Origin of the sequence: Ancylobacter mangrovi, assembly GCF_024752355.1 — a bacterium.
In the GTDB taxonomy this organism is placed as follows: domain Bacteria; phylum Pseudomonadota; class Alphaproteobacteria; order Rhizobiales; family Xanthobacteraceae; genus Ancylobacter; species Ancylobacter mangrovi.
The window spans coordinates 107,518-125,178 of sequence record NZ_JANTHZ010000001.1; the positions used below are offsets into that span (position 1 = coordinate 107,518).

Consider the following 17,661-nt stretch of genomic DNA (forward strand, 5'->3'; position numbering starts at 1 on the left):
ATGCGTCGCTTCTGCCCGCCTTTCCACGCACCCGCAAGGTCGACAATGGACAAGGCCGTCAATGGGCATGGCCGACGACCCGCCGCACCTAGCCCGCCGGCGACTGTCCGCCCAGCGCCCGGAGCGCGTTGAGGATCACCGCGACGTCGATCGCCTCCTGCGCCAGCGCCCCCTGCACCGGGCTCAGCAGGCCGGCGGCGGCGAACCCCATGGCGAGGAAGGACAGGCCGATGCCGGCCAGCACGCTCTGCCGCGCGATGGCGAGCGAGCGGCGGGCGATGCCCATCGCCTCGCCCAGCCGGTCCAGCCGGTCGGTCATCAGCACTGCGTCGGCGGCCTCCGAGGAGGCGGCAGCGCCGCGCGCGCCCATGGAGACGCCGAGCGTCGCGGCGGCGAGCGCGGGCGCGTCGTTGACGCCGTCACCGAGCATCATCACCGGCCCGCGCCTGCGCTCCTCTTCGATAATGGCAACCTTGTCCTGCGGGCGGAGCTCGGCCTTCACCGCGTCCACGCCGAGCGCCGCGCCGATGCGCTCGGCGACGTCACGCCGGTCGCCCGAGGCGAGGACGATGCGGCTCACCCCCTGCCGGCGCCAGGCACCGAGCGCGTCCATCGCCTCGGCGCGCAGCCCGTCCTCCAGCAGCATCAGGCCCCCCGGCCGGCCGTCGACGGCGACCGCCACACGCAGCGTGCCCGGCAGGCGGGAGCCGCCCTCCTCGAAGCCCGCGCTCGCCCGGCGCACATAGGAGACGCCGCCGACGCGTACCCGGTGCCCGTCCACCTCGCCTTCCACGCCCTCGCCGGGCGCTTCCTCCACATGGCTCGGCGGGGTGAGCGCGAGACCGCGCGCCTGCGCCGCGTTCACCAGCGCGGAGGCGACCACGTGCTTCGAGGCCTGGTCGACCGAGGCGGCGAGGCGCAGCACCTCGTCGGCGGATGCTTGGCCGAAGGTCTCGATCCTCACCAGTCCGGCGCGGCCATAGGTCAGGGTGCCGGTCTTGTCGACGACCGCGGTGCGGATGCCGGCCAGCGCCTCCAGCGCGCCGCCGCCCTTCACCAGCACGCCGCGCTTCGCCGCCCGCGAGACGCCGGCGATAAGCGCCACCGGCACGGCGAGGATGAGCGGGCACGGGGTCGCGGTGACCAGCACGGCGAGCGCGCGCACCGGATCGCCGCTGACGAGATAGGCGCCGCCCGCGATCACCAGCACCACGGCGAGGAAGACCAGCGCATAGCGGTCCGCGAGGCGGCCGATCGGCGCCTTGGCATCGCGCGCCGCCTCAACCAGCCGCACGATGCCGGCATAGGTGCTCTCCGCCGCCGGGCGCTCGGCCACGAGATCGAACGGCGCGCCGGCATTGAGCGCGCCGCTCGGCACCTCGCCTCCGACGCCATGCGTCACCGGCAGCGCCTCGCCGGTCAGCGCGGAGAGATCGAGCAGGGCCAGCCCCTCCGCGACCCGGCCGTCGACCGGCACCACCTCGCCCTTGCGCACCAGCACGCGATCACCGGGCACGACCGCCTCGATCGCGACTTCCTGCAGGCCGCCCTCGCCGTATTTCATCGCCGCGCGCGGGGCGCGCTCGAGCAGCGCCTCCATCTCGCGCTGGGCGCGCCGCTCGGCGAAGGCCTCGAGATACTGGCCGCCCGCATACATGAGCGCGACCACCACGCCGGCGAGATATTCGCCGAGCAGCAGCGCGCCGCCCATGGACAGCGCGGCGACGATGTCGAGCCCGGTATCGCCGCGCCGCAGGCTGGTGACGATCTGCGCCAGCAGCGCCCCGACCACGGGCAGCGTCGCCAGCGCCCAGACCGCGCCGGCCGCCGGGCCGTGCCCCGCCGCCAGCAGCGAGAAGCCGGCTATCAGACCAAGGGCGGGAATGAGGACGAGCAGCGGGCGGATCGTGCTCATCCACACGCGGCGCAGGCGAACCATGGCGGCGGACGGTTTCAGCGGACGCGGCCCGCCCGAGGCGCCCGGCGCCATGCCGGGCCCGGCGAGGATACAGATTGGAACAATTGAAAAGAAGAGCCTCGCGGCGCCCGGGCACGGTGCGCGTCCCGCCGCGCGGGAGCGTCTAGTCGGGCGTCGCCTCCGGTGCCGGCTCGGCCGTGCGGTCCACGGCGACGATCTCCATCGTGCCGGCGGGCAGCTCGATCTCGTCGCCGACCCACTTGCCGGTCAGCGCGCGGGCGACCGGCGAGACCCAGGCGATGCGCCCGAGCTTGGGGTCCGCCTCGTCCTCACCGACGATCCGGAAGGTGCGCTGCCGCCCGGCTGCGTCCTCGAGCGTCACGGCCATGCCGAAGGTGATCGCCTCGCCCTCCTGCGGGGGATCGACCGGCTCGGCGCTGGCCCGGCGCGCGCTCCAGTAGCGCAGCTCCCGCGAGGCGGCGGCTACCACGTCACGCTCGCCGCGGGCGCTGGCGGCAGCGAGCGCCGCACGCTGGCGCGCCGCTTCGAGCTCGATCAGCGCAAGGCCGCGGCGGGTGACGAGATTGCGCTCGGCACTGACCGGACGCTCCGGCAGCGCCTCGCCGCCGCCGTCTTCCTTCACGAAAGCGCGGCTCATTGCGCGAGGCTCCCGGAGAAGAGGCGCGCGGCAGACCTGCGAAAACTCTTGACAGGACCGATTTCCATTGACTTTCCGAGCATTGTGCCTATGTTGCGGCGCGTCGTCTAATAAATCCGACCGATGCGTTCCGCGCGACGACATTGCAGCCCGTTCCCGGTTACGGCTCGAGGGCGCTGGCAAGCGGTGCGCTGCCGCAGAATTGATCCTAGATGCCTTTTACCGAACTGGGCCTGAGCGACAAGGTGCTCTCGGCCGTTGCCGACACCGGCTATACCGAGCCCACGCCAATCCAGGCGCAGGCGATCCCGCACGTGCTCGCGCGCCGCGACGTTCTGGGCCTCGCCCAGACCGGCACCGGAAAGACGGCCGCCTTCACGCTGCCCATGCTGACCCTGCTTGAACAGGGTCGCGCCCGGGCGCGCATGCCGCGCACGCTGATTCTCGAGCCGACGCGCGAACTCGCCGCGCAGGTGGAAGAGAACTTCACCCGCTACGGCAAGAATCACAAAGTAAACGTGGCGCTGCTGATCGGCGGCGTCTCCTTCGGCGACCAGGACGCCAAGCTGCTGCGCGGCGTCGACGTGCTGATCGCCACGCCGGGCCGCCTGCTCGACCATGTCGAGCGCGGGCGCCTGCTGCTCTCGGGCATCGAGATCCTCGTCATCGACGAGGCCGACCGCATGCTCGACATGGGCTTCATCCCGGACATCGAGCGCGTCTGCAAGCTGGTGCCGTTCACGCGCCAGACGCTGTTCTTCTCGGCCACCATGCCGCCGGAGATCCAGCGCCTCGTCTCGCAGTTCCTTTCCAATCCGGTGCAGATCGAGGCCTCGCGCCCCTCGTCCACCGCGTCGACCATCACGCAACTTCTGGTCGCCTCCGGCAAGGAGGACTACGAGAAGCGCGAGACGCTGCGCAACCTGATCCAGAACGCCGAGAACCTGCAGAACGGCATCATCTTCTGCAACCGCAAGCGCGATGTCGCGGTGGTGCACAAGTCGCTGCAGCGTCACGGCTTCAAGGTGGTCGCGCTGCATGGCGACATGGACCAGCGCTCGCGCATGCAGGCGCTCGACCAGTTCCGCACCGGCGAGGCCAACCTGCTGGTCGCGTCCGACGTCGCCGCCCGCGGGCTCGACATTCCGGCGGTGAGCCACGTCTTCAACTACGACACGCCGCACCACGCCGAGGACTATGTCCACCGCATCGGCCGCACCGGGCGTGCCGGCCGCGCCGGCGCGGCGTTCACCATCGTCACCCCGGCCGAGGTGAAGTCGGTGGCGGCGATCGAGAAGCTGATCGGCCGCACGATCGACTGGAAGGACGGCGCCGGCCTCGACACGGTGAAGCCCTCCGAGCCGCGCGCGCGTGGAAGCGAGCGTGGCGGAGAACGCGGACGTGGACGCGATGGCGACGGCGAGCGTCGCGGCGCCCGCCCGGCCCGCCGGCGCGACGGTGCCGAGCGTCCGGCTCCCAAGGCCGAGCCCGCCATGGACGAGGTGCAGGAGATCGCCGCCGCCAAGCCCTCGCGCCGCCGCTCAGCCAAATCGGGTGCTGCGTCGGGCGAGGCGTCTGCCGCCAGCGCTCCGGCGGCCAGCGCTCCGGCGGCCAGGGCCCCGGCGGCCAAGGCTCCGGCCTCTGCCGCGAGGCCCGCGAACAAGCCGGCAGCCAGCGCCGCTCCGGCGCGTGCGCCGGTCACCCCGCTGTCGCATCGCCGCAACGAGCGGTCGGCGCCGATGGACGAGCCGGCCGATACTTCGCACCTGCCGGCGTTCCTGCTGCGGCCGGTGCGGATCAAGGCGGGCTGAGGCCCGCCTTCCTCACGAAGGCTTCGATGCGCCGTCCATGATGCGGCTGCGCAGATAGGCGACGAGATCGCCCCGCGCCCCGCCGGCATCCGCCGCCGAGGCCCAGCCGGAAAAGCCGATCTCCACCCGGTCCAGCGCGATCTTCGAGATCGCCGCCGACGGGCCGGGCGCGGCGGCGACGCGGGGATCCGCCTTCAGGAAGGCGAGCCCGTCCGCCATCACCCCTTCGATATCGGCGTCCGGCTTCAGCTCCAGCGAGAAGCTGAAGCTGCGCGCGCCATAGACCGACTTGTTGACGATCGGCCCGCCCCAGACGCGGCTGTTGGGCATCAGCACCTGCACATTGTCGCCCGAGGCAATCTCGGTGGTGAAGAGCGACAGCCCCTTCACCGTCCCCGCCTGCCCGCCGACCTCCACCGCGTCGCCGACCTTGAACGGGCGGAACAGCAGCAGCATCACCCCGGCGGAGACGTTCTGCAGCGTGCCCTGCAGGGCGAGGCCGATGGCGAGGGAGGTCGCGCCCAGCACGGCGATGATGCTGGTGGTTTGGATGCCGAAGCGCTGAAGCACCGCGATGCCGACGAACACCAGCACCGAATAGCGTGCCAGGCTGGCGGCGAAGCCGACTATGGTCGGATCGACGCGGTGCGTCGCGCTCAGGGCGCGCGTCACCAGCCGCTCGATGAGGCTCGCCACCCACCAGCCGACGATCAGCAGCACGACCGCGTAGAACACGTTGAGCCCGTGCAGGATCAGGACCTCGCCGAGGCCGTCGAGTTCGCCGAAATCGCTGAAGTTCATGCCGCCCGCCCTGGCTCGAATCCGCTCCGCAGGCACCAAGGTAGGCATCGCGCGGCGGCGGGAGCAAGCGCGAGGGTTACGCGCGGGCCTTGCGTTCGGCGTCCCTTCAGGCGGGCAGTGTGCCCCGCCGGGCGGCGCCCCGCCCTTTTGCGCGCGGGCGCTTCGCCCCCGCGGCCATGCGCGCGATGCCGAGCGCCGTGCAGGCGAGCTCGGCCGCGTCGTCGGCATCGTCCAGCGCCGCCTCGGGCAGCGACCAGTAGGCGACCGTCACCGCGCGGCCCTTCGCCTCATAGACGAACGGCTCCGCCCCGCGCGCGGCCAGCGCCCGGGCGAAGTCCTCGTCGGTCTTGAGATAGATGCGCCCCTTGATGACGAGCGCGAACATCATCCCGTCGGCATAGACGCCGAGACCGCCGAACAGGCGCCGGCAGCGCACCGGACCGAAGGCTGCGAAGATGTCCGCGACCGCCGCCTCGTCCATGAGATGCGCTCCCGCGCGGCGCTCCGGCCGGGATCAGGCGCCGACCGAGGCCTCCGGCCGGGCCGGCGTGATGGCGACCGATTCGCCGCAGCCGCAGGCCGAGGTCTGGTTCGGGTTGTTGAACACGAACTGGGCGGCGAGCTTGTCGGTGCGGAAATCCATCTCGGTGCCGAGCAGATACAGCACCGCCTTCGGATCGATGAGCACCTTCACGCCCTTGTCCTCGACGACCTCGTCGAAACGCCCGGCCTGCTCGGCGAATTCCATCGTGTATTCCATGCCGGCGCAGCCGCCGTTCTTCACGCCCACGCGCAGGCCGATCACGGGCCTGTCGGAACGCTCGATGATGCTGCGCACGCGCGCCGCCGCGGCGTCGGTGAGACGCATCACGGGCGGACGGGAACGGGTCTCGGTCATTTACGCTCGTCTCCACATCGGCGCCGGTTCAAGGCCGGCGGATCGGTACGCCTAAGATGGGGCACTCCGCGGTCCGGTACAAGTCAGGGCGTCTGCGCAGCGGCCGGGCGCGGGACGCAAGGCTTGCCAGCCTGCGCGGCTTCCGGCGTCAGTAGTTCAGCCACAGGCCGGGCGTGGCGAGTTCGACGAGATTGGCGTCCGGGTCGCGGAAGTAGAGGCTGATGCCGCCCCCACCCCAGTCGACCCGGCTCTCGATCGTCACCCCCTGCCCGGTCAGATGGGCCTGCCACGCCTCTACCGACCCGGCAGGGATCGCCAGCGCGTAGTGCAGCGGCCCGTGGCCGTCATGGGGCGGAATGGTGCCGCCGTCGAGCTCGACCGGCTCCAGCGTGCCGCCGCGCGTGAACAGCAGCAGCACGCTCGCCGGCCCGGCATTGTAGGCGCAGAAGCGGGTGTCGGCGACCATGGGCTCAAGCCCCAGCACGCGCTCATAGAAGTCGCGGGCACGGGCGAGGTCGTCGACATAGAGCCCGGTTTCGAGAACGCCGGTGATCGGAGGCATGCCCGCCCGGCCCGGCATCGAACTCACCAGAGATTGAGCGCCAGCCGCGCCTCTTCCGACATCCGCCCCTGGTCCCAGGGCGGGTCGAAGGTGAGGTTGACGGTGACGCCGGACACCCCGCCCACGCTCGCCACCGCGCCTTCCACCATGCCGGGCAGCTCGGCGGCGGAGGGGCAGTTGGGCGTGGTCAGCGTCATCTCGACCGCGACCTGCCGGTCGTCGGTGATGTCGACCTTGTAGATGAGCCCGAGCTCGTAGATGTCGACCGGGATCTCCGGGTCGTAAACGGTCTTCAGCGCCGAGACGATCTCGTCGGTCAGGCGCTCAAGCTCCTCCTGCGGGATCGCGGAATCGATCTCCGGCGCGTTCGGGCTGTCCGCGGCGGTGGCGCCGCTGGTCTGGGTCTCGCTCATGCGAAAAGATCCTGAGCCTTGATGAGGGCGTCGGCAAGCGCGTCGACTTCCTCATGCGTGTTGTAGAGCGCGAACGACGCCCGGCACGTCGCCGTTACACCATATCGCCCCAGAAGCGGCATCGCGCAATGGGTGCCCGCGCGCACGGCGACGCCGGCGCGGTCGATGATGGTGGCGATGTCGTGCGGATGGGCGCCCTTCACATCGAAGGCGAAGATGGCGCCCTTGCCCGGCGCGTCGCCATAGATCTGGATCGAGTTGATCTGCGACAGCCGTTCCTTGGCATAGGCGGCGAGCGAGGCCTCGTGCGCGGCGATGCGCTCGCGGCCGAGGCTCTCCATGTAGGCCAGCGCCTCGCCGAGCCCGATCGCCTGCACGATCGGCGGCGTGCCGGCCTCGAAGCGGTGCGGCGGCTCGCCATAGGTGACGCCGTCCTCGGTGACGGTGCGGATCATCTCGCCACCGCCCTCGTAAGGCGGCATCTTCTCGAGCAGCTCGCGCCGACCGTACAGCACGCCGATGCCGGTCGGCCCGTAGAGCTTGTGGCCGGTGACGCCGTAGAAATCGACGCCGAGTTCCTGCACGTCGACCGGCATGTGCACCGCCGCCTGCGCGCCGTCGACCACCACCACCGCGCCGACCTCGTGGGCGAGGCGCGCGATCTCCCTGATCGGCGTCACCGTGCCGAGCACGTTCGACATGTGGGTGATGGCGACGATCCTGGTGCGCTCGTTCAGGAGTTCCTTGAACGCGTCGAGATCGAACGCGCCCTCCTCCGTCACCGGCGCCCAGCGGATCACCGCGCCCTTGCGCTCGCGCAGATAGTTCCACGGCACGATGTTGGAGTGGTGCTCCATGATCGAGAGCACGATCTCGTCGCCCTCGCCGATCGACTGGCCGAGCGAGGAGGCGACGAGGTTGAGCGCGCCGGTGACGGAGCGGGTGAAGATCACCTCCTCCACCGTCGGCGCGTTGAGGAAGGCGCGGCAGCGCTCGCGCGCCTCCTCATAGGCCTCGGTCATCGCGTTGGCGAGGAAGTGCAGGCCGCGATGAACGTTGGAGTACTCGTTCTCATAGGCGAAGCGCATGCGGTCCAGCACCTGCACCGGCTTCTGGGCCGAGGCGGCGTTGTCGAGATAGACCAGCGGCTTGCCGTAGACCGTCTTCGACAGGATGGGGAAATCCTGCCGCACGCGGTGGACGTCATAGGTGCCGTTCGCGACGGCGGGATGGATGGTGACCGGCTCGGTCATGGTGCGGCCTCTCCAGAGGGCGTCATCCCGGACGAAGCGAAGCTTCGAGCCGGGATCGCGGGCCGACAGCGGCCCCTATTCCGCGGACGATCCCGGATCGCGGCTCTGCCGCGTCCGGGATGACGACATCAACGGGCGGCGTGGCGGGCCTCAGGCCCGCGCCTTCAGCCAGCCTTCCGCACAGGCGATCAGCGCCTCGCGCAGGCCGTCATGCTCGACGGTCTCGATCGCCTCGCCGACGAAGGCCTGGACGAGCAGGCTCTGCGCCTCCTTGAGCGGGATGCCGCGGGCACGCAGGTAGAACAGCAGCTCGTCGTCGATGGCGCCGCAGGTGGCGCCATGGCCGCACTGCACGTCGTCGGCGAAGATCTCCAGCTCCGGCTTGTTGTCCATCTCGGCGTCGTCGCCGAGCACCAGAGCGCGGCTCATCATCCGCCCGTCGGTCTTCTGCGCCGCCTGGCGGACCACGATCTTGCCCTGGAACACGCCGCGGCTCTGATCGTCGAGCACGGTCTTGAACAGTTCCCGGCTCTCGCAGCCCGGCACCTTGTGGTCCACGAACAGGGTCGAGTCGGAATGCTGGCGGTCCTTCAGCAGCGTGGCGCCGTTGAAGGCGATGTGGCTGTCCTCGCCCGACAGCGTCGCGTAGAGCGAGGTGCGCGCGACGGCGGCGCCCATGGCGAAGGTGAAGGTGTGGAGCTGCGTCCGCCGCCCGACCTCGAACAGCAGGGTCGAGAGATGGATCGCGCTCGCGCTCTCTTCCTGAAGGCGCACCACGTCGAGATGGGTCTCGTCGCCGACATAGAATTCGGTGGCGCTGTTGACCTGGTAGGCGATGCCTGCCGGCCCCTCGAAGCTCTCGACATAGGTGAGCGTCGCCCCCTCGCCGACCACGACCAGCGAGCGGGCAAAGCTCGCCGCCGGCGCGCTGCCGGCGAAGACGTGGACAACGTGGATCGGGCGCTCGATATGCGCGCCGGGCGCGACCTCGAGCACGACGCCATCCTTCGCCAGCGCGGTGTTGAGCGCCAGCGCGGCGTCGTAGCGGCCGGGGACGATGCCGCCGATGCGCGCCGCCACGTCGTCGCCCGAGGCGATCACGTCGGCGAGGCTGCGCAGCGTCAGCCCTTCTTCCAGAGCCGAGAAGTCGGACAGCTCGGGCACCACCGCGCCGTTGGCGACGACGATGCGGCGGGCTTCCACCTCGCGCAGCAGCTTCGCGCGGGCGTCGGCCTCCGCGACGGCGGCGGTGCCGGCGACCGGAACCGCGTCGCGCATCAGCGTGCGCAGGTCGGTGTATTTCCACTCCTCGACGCGCCGGTGCGGCAGGCCGTTCTCCTCGAAGGAGCGGGCGGCGGCGAGGCGCAGATCGCCCAGCCGGTCGTTCACCGAGGGGAGCTGGTCGAGCTCGGCGATGAGCGCCTGCTCGGCCGGCGTCCGGATCGGACGGATGTCAGCGTTCATCATCCTCTCCTCACGCCGCGTCCTGCTGGTACTCGGCATAGCCATTGGCCTCGAGCTCGAGCGCCAGCTCCTTGCCGCCCGAGCGCACGATGCGGCCCTTGTTCATCACATGGACGACGTCGGGGACGATGTGGTTGAGCAGGCGCTGGTAGTGGGTGATGACGATCATCGCGCGGTCCGGCGAGCGCAGCGCGTTCACGCCCTCGGAGACGACCTTGAGCGCGTCGATGTCGAGGCCGGAATCGGTCTCGTCGAGGATGCACAGCTTGGGCTGGAGCACCGCCATCTGCAGGATCTCGGCGCGCTTCTTCTCGCCGCCGGAGAAGCCGACATTGACGCCGCGCTTCAGCATGTCCTGGCTGATGCCGAGCCCGCCCGCGCGCTCGCGGATGAGGCGCAGGAAGTCGGGGGTGGAGATTTCCTCCTCGCCGCGCTTCTTGCGCTGCGCGTTCAGCGCCGAGCGCAGGAAGGTCATGGTAGCGACGCCGGGCACCTCGATCGGGTACTGGAAGGCGAGGAACAGGCCCTTCGCGGCGCGCTCGTCGATCTCCATCTCCAGAAGATCCTCGCCCTCGAAGGTTACGGAGCCGTCGGTGACCTCGTAATCCTCCTTGCCGGCAAGGATGTAGGAGAGGGTCGACTTGCCCGAGCCGTTCGGGCCCATGATGGCGTGCACCTCGCCGGGGTTCACGCTGAGCGTCAGCCCCTTGAGGATTTCCCGGCCCTCCTCGCCTTCGATCTTGGCGTGGAGGTTGTCGATTTCGAGCATGGCCATTTCATCAATTCCGTTCTGGAGCGCATCGTCCCCGCGGTCGGGTGGCGCTGATGTCCGATTGAGGTTCCGGAGCGCGGCCGAGCCGCCTCCGGAACGACGAAGATCGAAAGGGGCGTCAGCCCACCGAGCCTTCCAGGCTGACCGAGATCAGCTTCTGCGCCTCGACCGCGAACTCCATCGGGAGCTGCTGGAGCACGTCCTTGACGAAGCCGTTCACGATCAGCGCGGTCGCCTCCTCGGGATCGAGGCCGCGCTGCTGGCAGTAGAACAACTGGTCCTCGGAGATCTTCGAGGTGGTGGCCTCGTGCTCGAACTGCGCGCTGGAGTTCTTCGACTCGATATAGGGCACGGTGTGCGCCCCGCACTTGTCGCCGATGAGCAGCGAGTCGCAGTTGGTGAAGTTGCGCGCGCCGGTCGCCTTGCGATGCGCCGAGACGAGCCCGCGATAGGTGTTGTCCGAGTGGCCGGCGGCGATGCCCTTGGAGATGATCCGGCTGGTCGTGTTCTTGCCGAGATGGATCATCTTGGTGCCGCTGTCGACCTGCTGGTAGCCGTTCGAGATGGCGATCGAGTAGAACTCGCCGCGGCTCTCGTCGCCGCGCAGGATGCAGCTCGGGTATTTCCAGGTGATCGCCGAGCCGGTCTCGACCTGGGTCCAGGAGATCTTGGAGCGGTCGCCGCGGCAATCGCCGCGCTTGGTGACGAAGTTGTAGATGCCACCCTTGCCCTGGCTGTCGCCCGGGTACCAGTTCTGGACCGTCGAGTACTTGATCTCGGCATCGGCCAGCGCGACCAGCTCGACCACGGCGGCGTGGAGCTGGTTCTCGTCGCGCATCGGCGCGGTGCAGCCTTCGAGATAGCTCACATAGGCGCCCTCGTCGGCGATGATGAGCGTGCGCTCGAACTGGCCGGTGTTGCGCTCGTTGATTCGGAAATAGGTCGACAGTTCCATCGGGCAGCGCACGCCCTTCGGCACGTAGACGAAGGAGCCGTCGGAGAACACCGCCGAGTTCAGCGTGGCGAAGAAGTTGTCGGTGACCGGGACCACCGAGCCGAGATACTTCTTCACCAGCTCGGGATATTCGCGGATCGCCTCGGAGATCGGCATGAAGATCACGCCGGCCTTGGCGAGCTCTTCCTTGAAGGTCGTCGCGACCGAGACCGAATCGAACACCGCGTCGACCGCCACCCGCGAGGCGCCGCTCTCGATGCCGAGCAGCGCGTCGCGCTCGCGCAGCGGGATGCCGAGCTTCTCATAGGTCGCCAGGATCTCCGGGTCGATGTCGTCGATCGACTTCGGCCCGTCCTTCTTCTTCGGAGCGGCGTAGTAGTAGAGCTCCTGGTAGTCGATCGGCGGATAGTTCACCCGCGCCCAGTCCGGCTCGCGCATGGTCTGCCAGCGCCGGAAGGCTTCGAGCCGCCATTCCAGCATCCATTCCGGCTCGTCCTTCTTGGCCGAAATGAAGCGGACGGTCTCCTCGGTGAGACCCTTTGCGGCCTTCTCCGACTCGATATCGGTGAAGAACCCGTACTTGTACTGATCGACGTCGATGGAGCGGACCTGCTCCACTGTCTCCTGTACCGCCGGCATCGTCTCATCTCCTCTCCCGCGCGGGGTCAAGGCCCGCGGGTCAGGTCAACTGGACCCCTTTAAGCTGCTTCGTGCGCGCGAAACCGCAAGGGGAAAGGCACGTTCGGCGCCGTGCCGGGCACGGGCGCCCTTCGCTTCGTCACGCCGCGCGGGCGCGACGCAAAAGACCGGGCCACACACGGCGGAACGCGCCGAGTGCCCGGTCGACATCCTCTTCCCCGCTCGACCAGCCGAAGGACAGGCGGATGGCGGAACGGGCGATCCGCTCCGGCACGCCCATCGCTCCCAGCACGTGCGATGCGGTGACCTTGCCCGACGAGCAGGCGGCACCGGCACTGGCCGCGACCCCTGCCAGGTCGAGCGCGATCACCAAGGTTTCCGCGGGCACGCCCGGAAAGGCGAGGCACGACGTGTTGGGCAGGCGCTCGACGTCGCCGACGAGCAGGACCAGCTCGGGGAACTCGCTTCTTAGAGCGCTTTCAAGCCGTTCGCGCAAGGCGTCGATGCGCGCCATTTCGTCTATGACCGACGCGCCCGCGCGCTCCGCCGCCGCGCCGAAGGCGGCGATGGCGGGAATGTTCTCGCTGCCGGCCCGGCGACCCCTCTCCTGCCCGCCGCCGGCGAACACCGGCGCGGGGCGCAGGTCCGGGTCGGCGGCGACCAGCGCCCCGGCCCCGGGCGCGCCGCCGATCTTGTGTGCCGAGAGCGACAGCAGGTCGACGCCGAGCGCCCCGATCGACACCGGGATGCGGCCGGCCGCCTGCACCGCGTCGGCATGCACCAGCGCGCCGTGGGCATGGGCGCGGCGCGCCACCTCGGCGAGCGGCTGGATCACGCCGGTCTCGTTGTTCGCCAGCATGACCGAGACCAGCGCGCGCCGGCCGGCCTGCGTCGTGCGCTCGAGCGCCGCGTCGAGTTCCTCCAGGATCACGCGCCCGCGCGCGTCGACGGGCAGCAGCTCGACCCGCTCGGTGGGGAACCGATGGCCGCGCAGCACGGCGGCGTGCTCGACGGCACTGGTGAGCAGCACGTCACAGCCGAGCGGCGCCTCGCCGCGGCTGAAATCGGGCGTCAGGGCGAGCGTGTCGGCCTCGGTGCCGCCGGCGGTGAAGATCACCCCGCGCGGGTCCGCGCCGACCATGGCCGCCACGCGGGCCCGCGCGGTTTCGATGGTCGCGCGCGCCCCGCGTCCCTCGCCATGGACCGCCGAGCCGTTACCGGTCGCGTCCAGCGCTTCGATCAGGGCCGCGCGCGCCTCGGGGCGGATCGGGGCGGTGGCGTTATGATCAAGATAGGTTCGTTCGTGCATGATGCTCGTGGGCTCGAATTGCCGGGCTCACGTCCTATATAGGTATTGCCTGCGCGATGCGCCTGCCCTGCACTCGGCGAGCTTGCAAATTGAGTCGCCGTCCGGCATAGCTTCGCATCCGCATCTACGTCGGGCTGGCCAGTAGGCGATTGAGCGCGCAACCGCTGCAACCGGACGTTGAAAGTTAGAATTATTCTAATAAATTAGGATTCATACCCCTTGCCGTCAAGGCGCTCGCGGCAAGATCAGGTCCGGACGGCGTAGGCTCCACGGCCCGCGCCGGGCCCGGAAATCATCGGATCCGCCCGCACCGCACCCCAAGGTTTCGAACTTCATGCCCGAGGTCATCTTTACCGGCGAGAAGGGGCGTCTCGAAGGCCGCTATCAGCCGGCCAAGACGCGCCATGCGCCGATCGCCATCATCCTGCACCCGCACCCGCAGTTCGGGGGCACGATGAACAATCCGGTCGTCTACAACCTCTATTACCAGTTCGTGAATCGCGGATTCTCGACGCTGCGGTTCAACTTCCGCGGCGTCGGCCGCTCGCAGGGCTCGTTCGACCACGGCCAGGGCGAACTGGCGGATGCCGCCGCCGCGCTGGACTGGGCGCAGTCGATCAACCCCGACGCGCGCGCCTGCTGGATCGCCGGCTTCTCCTTCGGCGCCTGGATCGGCATGCAGCTTCTGATGCGCCGGCCCGAGGTGGAGGGCTTCATCTCCATCGCCGCGCCGGCAAATCTCTACGACTTCTCGTTCCTGGCGCCCTGCCCGTCCTCGGGCCTGTTCGTCCATGGCGACAAGGACGCGGTGGTCCCGTTCTCCGCCGTCACCGGCCTGGTCGAGAAGCTGAAGACCCAGAAGGGCATCATCATCGAGCAGCAGACCGTGCCGGAGGCCAACCACTTCTTCGACGGCAAGACCGACGAACTGATGGAAGTGGTGGGCACCTATCTCGACAAGCGCCTGCCCGGCACCGCCAAGAAGACCAGCGCCGCCTGAGCGCCCCACTTGGGGGCGCTAGGCTCCCGTCGCGGCGGGGCCGGCGAAGGACGACATGAAAAAGGCCCGGCGCGTCTCGTGCCGGGCCTTTTTCTTTCCGGCCGCTCCGCGTCAGTTCAGGACGAGGCGGGCCGGATTGGTGACCAGCACGGCGTCGCCGCGGCGGGCGATCTCGACGGTGCGGGTCACGCCGTCGCTGGCGCCGGGGACGGAGAAGCTCACCACCTGCTCGGGCTGAAGCGTGGCGGCGACGCGTACCGGCGCGCCATTGGCCGCGCTCAGCGTGGCGACGACATGGTAGCCGTCGTTCTGGGCGACGTAGTAGGCGATGCCGGTGACGTAGCCGAGTTCGATCTTCTGCGCCGCGCCGGGCTGAAGGCCGGCTTCTGCCACCTTGTGTGCCTCCTCGGCGCGCAGCGGGGCGATGACGGCGACGGCGATGAGGCCCCCGGCAACGGCCAGGGGCAGGATGTCGCGGAAAAGGCTGCGCATCTTCTTTGCTCCAAAGTTCTGTCCAGGCTTGTTTTGCGGAAGCTGCCTGCCTGGCGAGCCGGACTTCCCGGGAGCCCTCAAGATATACTGGATTTTGTGCGCCGCATCATCGAGTTTTGCATCGCACCATTGCATTTCAGGAATACTGCGACAATCGATCCATAAATTCAGTTTTTCTGAAGATAGTCTTCAATTCGGCTTTCGCCGCGTCCACGACGCCTCAGGCGCAGAGAATCCGGCCGCCGGAAAGGGGGCGCGGCGCGCCGGTCGTGGTGGGAAAAGTCAGCGGCAGGCCGCGCACCGCGCGCACGGCGAGGAAGCCGAAGGCCTGCGCCTCCAGGAAGTCGCCGGACCACCCGACCGCGTCGGCCGTGACCAGCTCGATGCCCAGCCGCGCGCGCAGCATGGCGAGCAAGGTCGGGTTGCGCGCCCCGCCGCCGGCCACGATGACGAGGCGCGGGCGCGCCGGCAGAAGCGGCAGGCAGGCCGCCACCGAGGCGGCGGTGAGCGCGGTGAGCGTCGCCGCGCCGTCCTCCAGGCTCATGGCGTCGAGGCCGCCGCGCTGCGCCACCCAGGCACGGAAGTCGTTGCGGTCGAGCGATTTGGGCGGCGCCTTGGCGAAGAAGGGGTGGTCGAGCAGCCGCGCGATCGCGCCCTCGTCGACCGTGCCGCACGCGGCCGCTGCACCGTCGCGATCGCAGGGCGTGCCGGTGCGGGCCTTCATGAAGTCGTCGATCAGCGCGTTTGCCGGGCCGGTGTCGCCGGCCACCGGGTCGCGCTCGCCGTCGATGAAGGTGATGTTGGCGACGCCCCCGAGATTGAGCACCAGCATGGGCCCGGGTGAGGCGAGCCGGCGCGCCAGCGCGCGATGATAGACCGGCACCAGCGGCGCCCCCTGCCCGCCCGCCGCGACGTCGGCGGCGCGCAGGTCATAGGCGAGCACCGGGCCGGGCGACGGCACCATGGCCCGCACCGCGTCCAGCAGCGCCGGCCCGTCGCCGATCTGCACGGTGAGGCGCCGCTCCGGCCGGTGCAGCACCGTTTGGCCGTGGAAGCCGATGACGGAGACGTCGCGATGCTCGGGAAACTCGGTGAAGAATGCGGCCAGCGCCTGCTCGTGGCGCTCGGTCAGGCGTTGCTCCGCCTCCTCGATCACCCCCGGACGCGCCGTCCGGTCGGTGAGGCTGGTCGCCGCCTCCAGCGCCTGTTCGAACAGCGCGCGGTCGGCCGCCTCATAGGGGAAGGTTTGTCCGGGACCTAACGCGTCAACATCTTCGCCGTCGGTCTCGACGAGCGCCACGTCGACGCCGTCGAGCGAGGTTCCGCTCATCAGCCCGATCGCCTTGACAGGCCGGTCCATGCACAAGTCTCCGGGATGCTTTCCCCGCGTGAAGCTGTTACATCACCGGCCCGTTCCTAATATGGCGTTGATGCCGGCAGGCCGAGATGATGAGCTTCCGATCCGATTTCCTCCGCACGCTCGACGAGCGCGGCTTCATCCATCAGATCTCCGATGATGAAGGTCTCGACAAGCTTTTCGCTACGGAAACCGTCACCGCCTATATCGGCTTCGATCCGACCGCGCCGAGCCTCCATGCCGGCTCGCTGATCCAGATCATGATGCTGCATTGGCTGCAGGCGACCGGGCACCGCGCGGTCTCGCTGATGGGCGGCGGCACCGGCATGGTGGGCGACCCCTCCTTCAAGGACGAGGCGCGCCAGCTCATGACGCTGGACACGATCGAGGCCAACATCGCCTCGATCAAGCGGGTGTTCTCGAACTATCTCGACTACGACGCCGGCGCCACCAGCGCGCTGATGATCAACAACGCCGAATGGCTGCGGGGCCTCAACTACCTCGAATTCCTGCGCGACGTCGGCCGGCATTTCTCGGTCAACCGCATGCTGTCCTTCGACAGCGTGAAGATGCGGCTCGAGCGCGAGCAGTCGCTGTCGTTTCTCGAGTTCAACTACATGATCCTGCAGGCCTACGACTTCGTCGAGCTGGCCAAGCGCTACGACTGCCGGCTGCAGATGGGCGGCTCGGACCAGTGGGGCAACATCGTCAACGGCATCGATCTCGGCCACCGCATGGGCACGCCGCAGCTCTATGCGCTCACCTCGCCGCTGCTCACCACCGCCTCCGGCGCCAAGATGGGCAAGTCCGCCAACGGTGCGGTGTGGCTGAACGCCGACATGCTCGGCGCCTACGAGTTCTGGCAGTACTGGCGCAACACTGAGGACGCGGACGTCACGCGCTTCCTCAAGCTCTACACCACGCTGCCGATGTCCGAGATCGCCCGCCTCTCCGCGCTCGGCGGGGCGGAGATCAACGAGGTGAAGAAGATCCTCGCCACCGAGGTCACCGCCATGCTGCACGGCCGCGCGGCGGCCGAGGCGGCAGCGGAGACGGCGCGCAAGACCTTCGAGGAAGGCGCGCTCGCCGCCGACCTGCCGACCGTCGAGCTGGCGGGCGGCACGCTCGGCGCGGACGGGATCGGCGTGCTCTCCGCCTTCTCCGAGGTGGCGGGCCTCGTCGCCTCCAATGGCGAGGCGCGGCGGCAGATCAAGAGCGGGGGGCTGCGGGTCAACGACGTCGTCGTGACCGACGACAAGCGCGTCCTCACCCCGGCCGACCTGACGCCGGAGGGCGTGATCAAGCTCTCCTTCGGCAAGAAGAAGCACGTGCTGCTGAAGCCGGTGTGAGCCGGGCGCG

The 17,661-nt window shown here is 69.4% G+C and carries 17 protein-coding genes; 3 read left to right on the forward strand and 14 right to left on the reverse strand.

The window, feature by feature from the left end; all coding sequences use genetic code 11:
• Window positions 1-88: 88 nt before the first annotated feature.
• On the reverse strand, window positions 89-1,939 hold the full coding sequence (locus NVS89_RS00500; protein WP_258730502.1) for a heavy metal translocating P-type ATPase: 1,851 nt from the start codon (window positions 1,937-1,939) through the stop codon (window positions 89-91).
• 142 nt (window positions 1,940-2,081) lie between these two features.
• Window positions 2,082-2,576: a GreA/GreB family elongation factor gene (locus NVS89_RS00505; protein WP_258730503.1), complete on the reverse strand. Its 495-nt coding sequence runs from the start codon at window positions 2,574-2,576 to the stop codon at window positions 2,082-2,084.
• A 212-nt stretch (window positions 2,577-2,788) separates the two neighbouring features.
• Here NVS89_RS00505 and NVS89_RS00510 point away from each other — a divergent pair, with 212 nt between their 5' ends.
• Window positions 2,789-4,387, forward strand: a complete 1,599-nt coding sequence (locus NVS89_RS00510) for a DEAD/DEAH box helicase (RefSeq protein ID WP_258730504.1) — start codon at window positions 2,789-2,791, stop codon at window positions 4,385-4,387.
• Between the two features lie 12 nt (window positions 4,388-4,399).
• Here the strand turns inward: NVS89_RS00510 and NVS89_RS00515 are convergent, their stop codons facing one another.
• From NVS89_RS00515 to NVS89_RS00560, 10 genes are all read right to left on the reverse strand, one after another.
• A complete protein-coding gene (locus tag NVS89_RS00515) occupies window positions 4,400-5,188 on the reverse strand; it encodes a mechanosensitive ion channel family protein (RefSeq protein ID WP_258730505.1) in 789 nt (262 codons plus the stop codon).
• A gap of 106 nt (window positions 5,189-5,294) precedes the next feature.
• A complete protein-coding gene (locus NVS89_RS00520; protein WP_258730506.1) occupies window positions 5,295-5,669 on the reverse strand; it encodes a TfoX/Sxy family protein in 375 nt (124 codons plus the stop codon).
• Window positions 5,670-5,702: 33 nt separating this feature from the next.
• Window positions 5,703-6,086: a Fe-S cluster assembly scaffold SufA gene (sufA, locus tag NVS89_RS00525; protein ID WP_258730507.1), complete on the reverse strand. Its 384-nt coding sequence runs from the start codon at window positions 6,084-6,086 to the stop codon at window positions 5,703-5,705.
• A gap of 148 nt (window positions 6,087-6,234) precedes the next feature.
• Window positions 6,235-6,648 (reverse strand): VOC family protein, encoded by a 414-nt coding sequence (locus NVS89_RS00530; RefSeq protein WP_258730508.1) that lies wholly within the window; start codon window positions 6,646-6,648, stop codon window positions 6,235-6,237.
• A gap of 23 nt (window positions 6,649-6,671) precedes the next feature.
• On the reverse strand, window positions 6,672-7,061 hold the full coding sequence (locus tag NVS89_RS00535) for an SUF system Fe-S cluster assembly protein (protein ID WP_258730509.1): 390 nt from the start codon (window positions 7,059-7,061) through the stop codon (window positions 6,672-6,674).
• The gene (locus NVS89_RS00540) at window positions 7,058-8,314 is read right to left on the reverse strand and encodes a cysteine desulfurase (protein WP_258730510.1); all 1,257 of its coding nucleotides are present in this window, start codon (window positions 8,312-8,314) and stop codon (window positions 7,058-7,060) included. Before NVS89_RS00540 ends, NVS89_RS00535 begins: the two co-directional genes overlap by 4 nt.
• 150 nt (window positions 8,315-8,464) lie before the next feature.
• A complete protein-coding gene (gene sufD / locus NVS89_RS00545; RefSeq protein WP_258730511.1) occupies window positions 8,465-9,778 on the reverse strand; it encodes a Fe-S cluster assembly protein SufD in 1,314 nt (437 codons plus the stop codon).
• A 10-nt stretch (window positions 9,779-9,788) separates the two neighbouring features.
• On the reverse strand, window positions 9,789-10,547 hold the full coding sequence (sufC, locus tag NVS89_RS00550; RefSeq protein ID WP_258731486.1) for a Fe-S cluster assembly ATPase SufC: 759 nt from the start codon (window positions 10,545-10,547) through the stop codon (window positions 9,789-9,791).
• A 121-nt stretch (window positions 10,548-10,668) separates the two neighbouring features.
• Window positions 10,669-12,144 (reverse strand): Fe-S cluster assembly protein SufB, encoded by a 1,476-nt coding sequence (gene sufB / locus NVS89_RS00555; protein ID WP_258730512.1) that lies wholly within the window; start codon window positions 12,142-12,144, stop codon window positions 10,669-10,671.
• 139 nt (window positions 12,145-12,283) lie between these two features.
• A complete protein-coding gene (locus tag NVS89_RS00560; RefSeq protein ID WP_258730513.1) occupies window positions 12,284-13,453 on the reverse strand; it encodes a cysteine desulfurase family protein in 1,170 nt (389 codons plus the stop codon).
• 334 nt (window positions 13,454-13,787) lie between these two features.
• Between NVS89_RS00560 and NVS89_RS00565 the strand changes: the two genes are divergently transcribed.
• Complete coding sequence (locus NVS89_RS00565) at window positions 13,788-14,453, forward strand: alpha/beta hydrolase (protein ID WP_258730514.1); 666 nt, start codon at window positions 13,788-13,790, stop codon at window positions 14,451-14,453.
• A gap of 111 nt (window positions 14,454-14,564) precedes the next feature.
• Here the strand turns inward: NVS89_RS00565 and NVS89_RS00570 are convergent, their stop codons facing one another.
• Entirely contained in the window at window positions 14,565-14,945 is a 381-nt protein-coding gene (locus NVS89_RS00570) for a hypothetical protein (protein ID WP_258730515.1), read from the reverse strand.
• A 220-nt stretch (window positions 14,946-15,165) separates the two neighbouring features.
• Window positions 15,166-16,305, reverse strand: coding sequence for an anhydro-N-acetylmuramic acid kinase (locus NVS89_RS00575; protein ID WP_258730516.1), 1,140 nt, complete (start codon window positions 16,303-16,305; stop codon window positions 15,166-15,168).
• An 86-nt stretch (window positions 16,306-16,391) separates the two neighbouring features.
• Between NVS89_RS00575 and tyrS the strand changes: the two genes are divergently transcribed.
• Entirely contained in the window at window positions 16,392-17,651 is a 1,260-nt protein-coding gene (gene tyrS, locus NVS89_RS00580) for a tyrosine--tRNA ligase (protein WP_258730517.1), read from the forward strand.
• Window positions 17,652-17,661: the final 10 nt, after the last annotated feature.

Excerpts from the sequence above, each read along its gene's own strand:
- NVS89_RS00500 (WP_258730502.1), bottom strand. The coding sequence starts at position 1,939 with ATGGTTCGCCTGCGCCGCGTGTGGATGAGCACGATCCGCCCGCTGCTC.
- NVS89_RS00505 (WP_258730503.1), bottom strand. The coding sequence starts at position 2,576 with ATGAGCCGCGCTTTCGTGAAGGAAGACGGCGGCGGCGAGGCGCTGCCG.
- NVS89_RS00510 (WP_258730504.1), top strand. The coding sequence starts at position 2,789 with ATGCCTTTTACCGAACTGGGCCTGAGCGACAAGGTGCTCTCGGCCGTT.
- NVS89_RS00515 (WP_258730505.1), bottom strand. The coding sequence starts at position 5,188 with ATGAACTTCAGCGATTTCGGCGAACTCGACGGCCTCGGCGAGGTCCTG.
- NVS89_RS00520 (WP_258730506.1), bottom strand. The coding sequence starts at position 5,669 with ATGGACGAGGCGGCGGTCGCGGACATCTTCGCAGCCTTCGGTCCGGTG.
- sufA (WP_258730507.1), bottom strand. The coding sequence starts at position 6,086 with ATGACCGAGACCCGTTCCCGTCCGCCCGTGATGCGTCTCACCGACGCC.
- NVS89_RS00530 (WP_258730508.1), bottom strand. The coding sequence starts at position 6,648 with ATGCCTCCGATCACCGGCGTTCTCGAAACCGGGCTCTATGTCGACGAC.
- NVS89_RS00535 (WP_258730509.1), bottom strand. The coding sequence starts at position 7,061 with ATGAGCGAGACCCAGACCAGCGGCGCCACCGCCGCGGACAGCCCGAAC.
- NVS89_RS00540 (WP_258730510.1), bottom strand. The coding sequence starts at position 8,314 with ATGACCGAGCCGGTCACCATCCATCCCGCCGTCGCGAACGGCACCTAT.
- sufD (WP_258730511.1), bottom strand. The coding sequence starts at position 9,778 with ATGAACGCTGACATCCGTCCGATCCGGACGCCGGCCGAGCAGGCGCTC.
- sufC (WP_258731486.1), bottom strand. The coding sequence starts at position 10,547 with ATGCTCGAAATCGACAACCTCCACGCCAAGATCGAAGGCGAGGAGGGC.
- sufB (WP_258730512.1), bottom strand. The coding sequence starts at position 12,144 with ATGCCGGCGGTACAGGAGACAGTGGAGCAGGTCCGCTCCATCGACGTC.
- NVS89_RS00560 (WP_258730513.1), bottom strand. The coding sequence starts at position 13,453 with ATGCACGAACGAACCTATCTTGATCATAACGCCACCGCCCCGATCCGC.
- NVS89_RS00565 (WP_258730514.1), top strand. The coding sequence starts at position 13,788 with ATGCCCGAGGTCATCTTTACCGGCGAGAAGGGGCGTCTCGAAGGCCGC.
- NVS89_RS00570 (WP_258730515.1), bottom strand. The coding sequence starts at position 14,945 with ATGCGCAGCCTTTTCCGCGACATCCTGCCCCTGGCCGTTGCCGGGGGC.
- NVS89_RS00575 (WP_258730516.1), bottom strand. The coding sequence starts at position 16,305 with ATGGACCGGCCTGTCAAGGCGATCGGGCTGATGAGCGGAACCTCGCTC.
- tyrS (WP_258730517.1), top strand. The coding sequence starts at position 16,392 with ATGATGAGCTTCCGATCCGATTTCCTCCGCACGCTCGACGAGCGCGGC.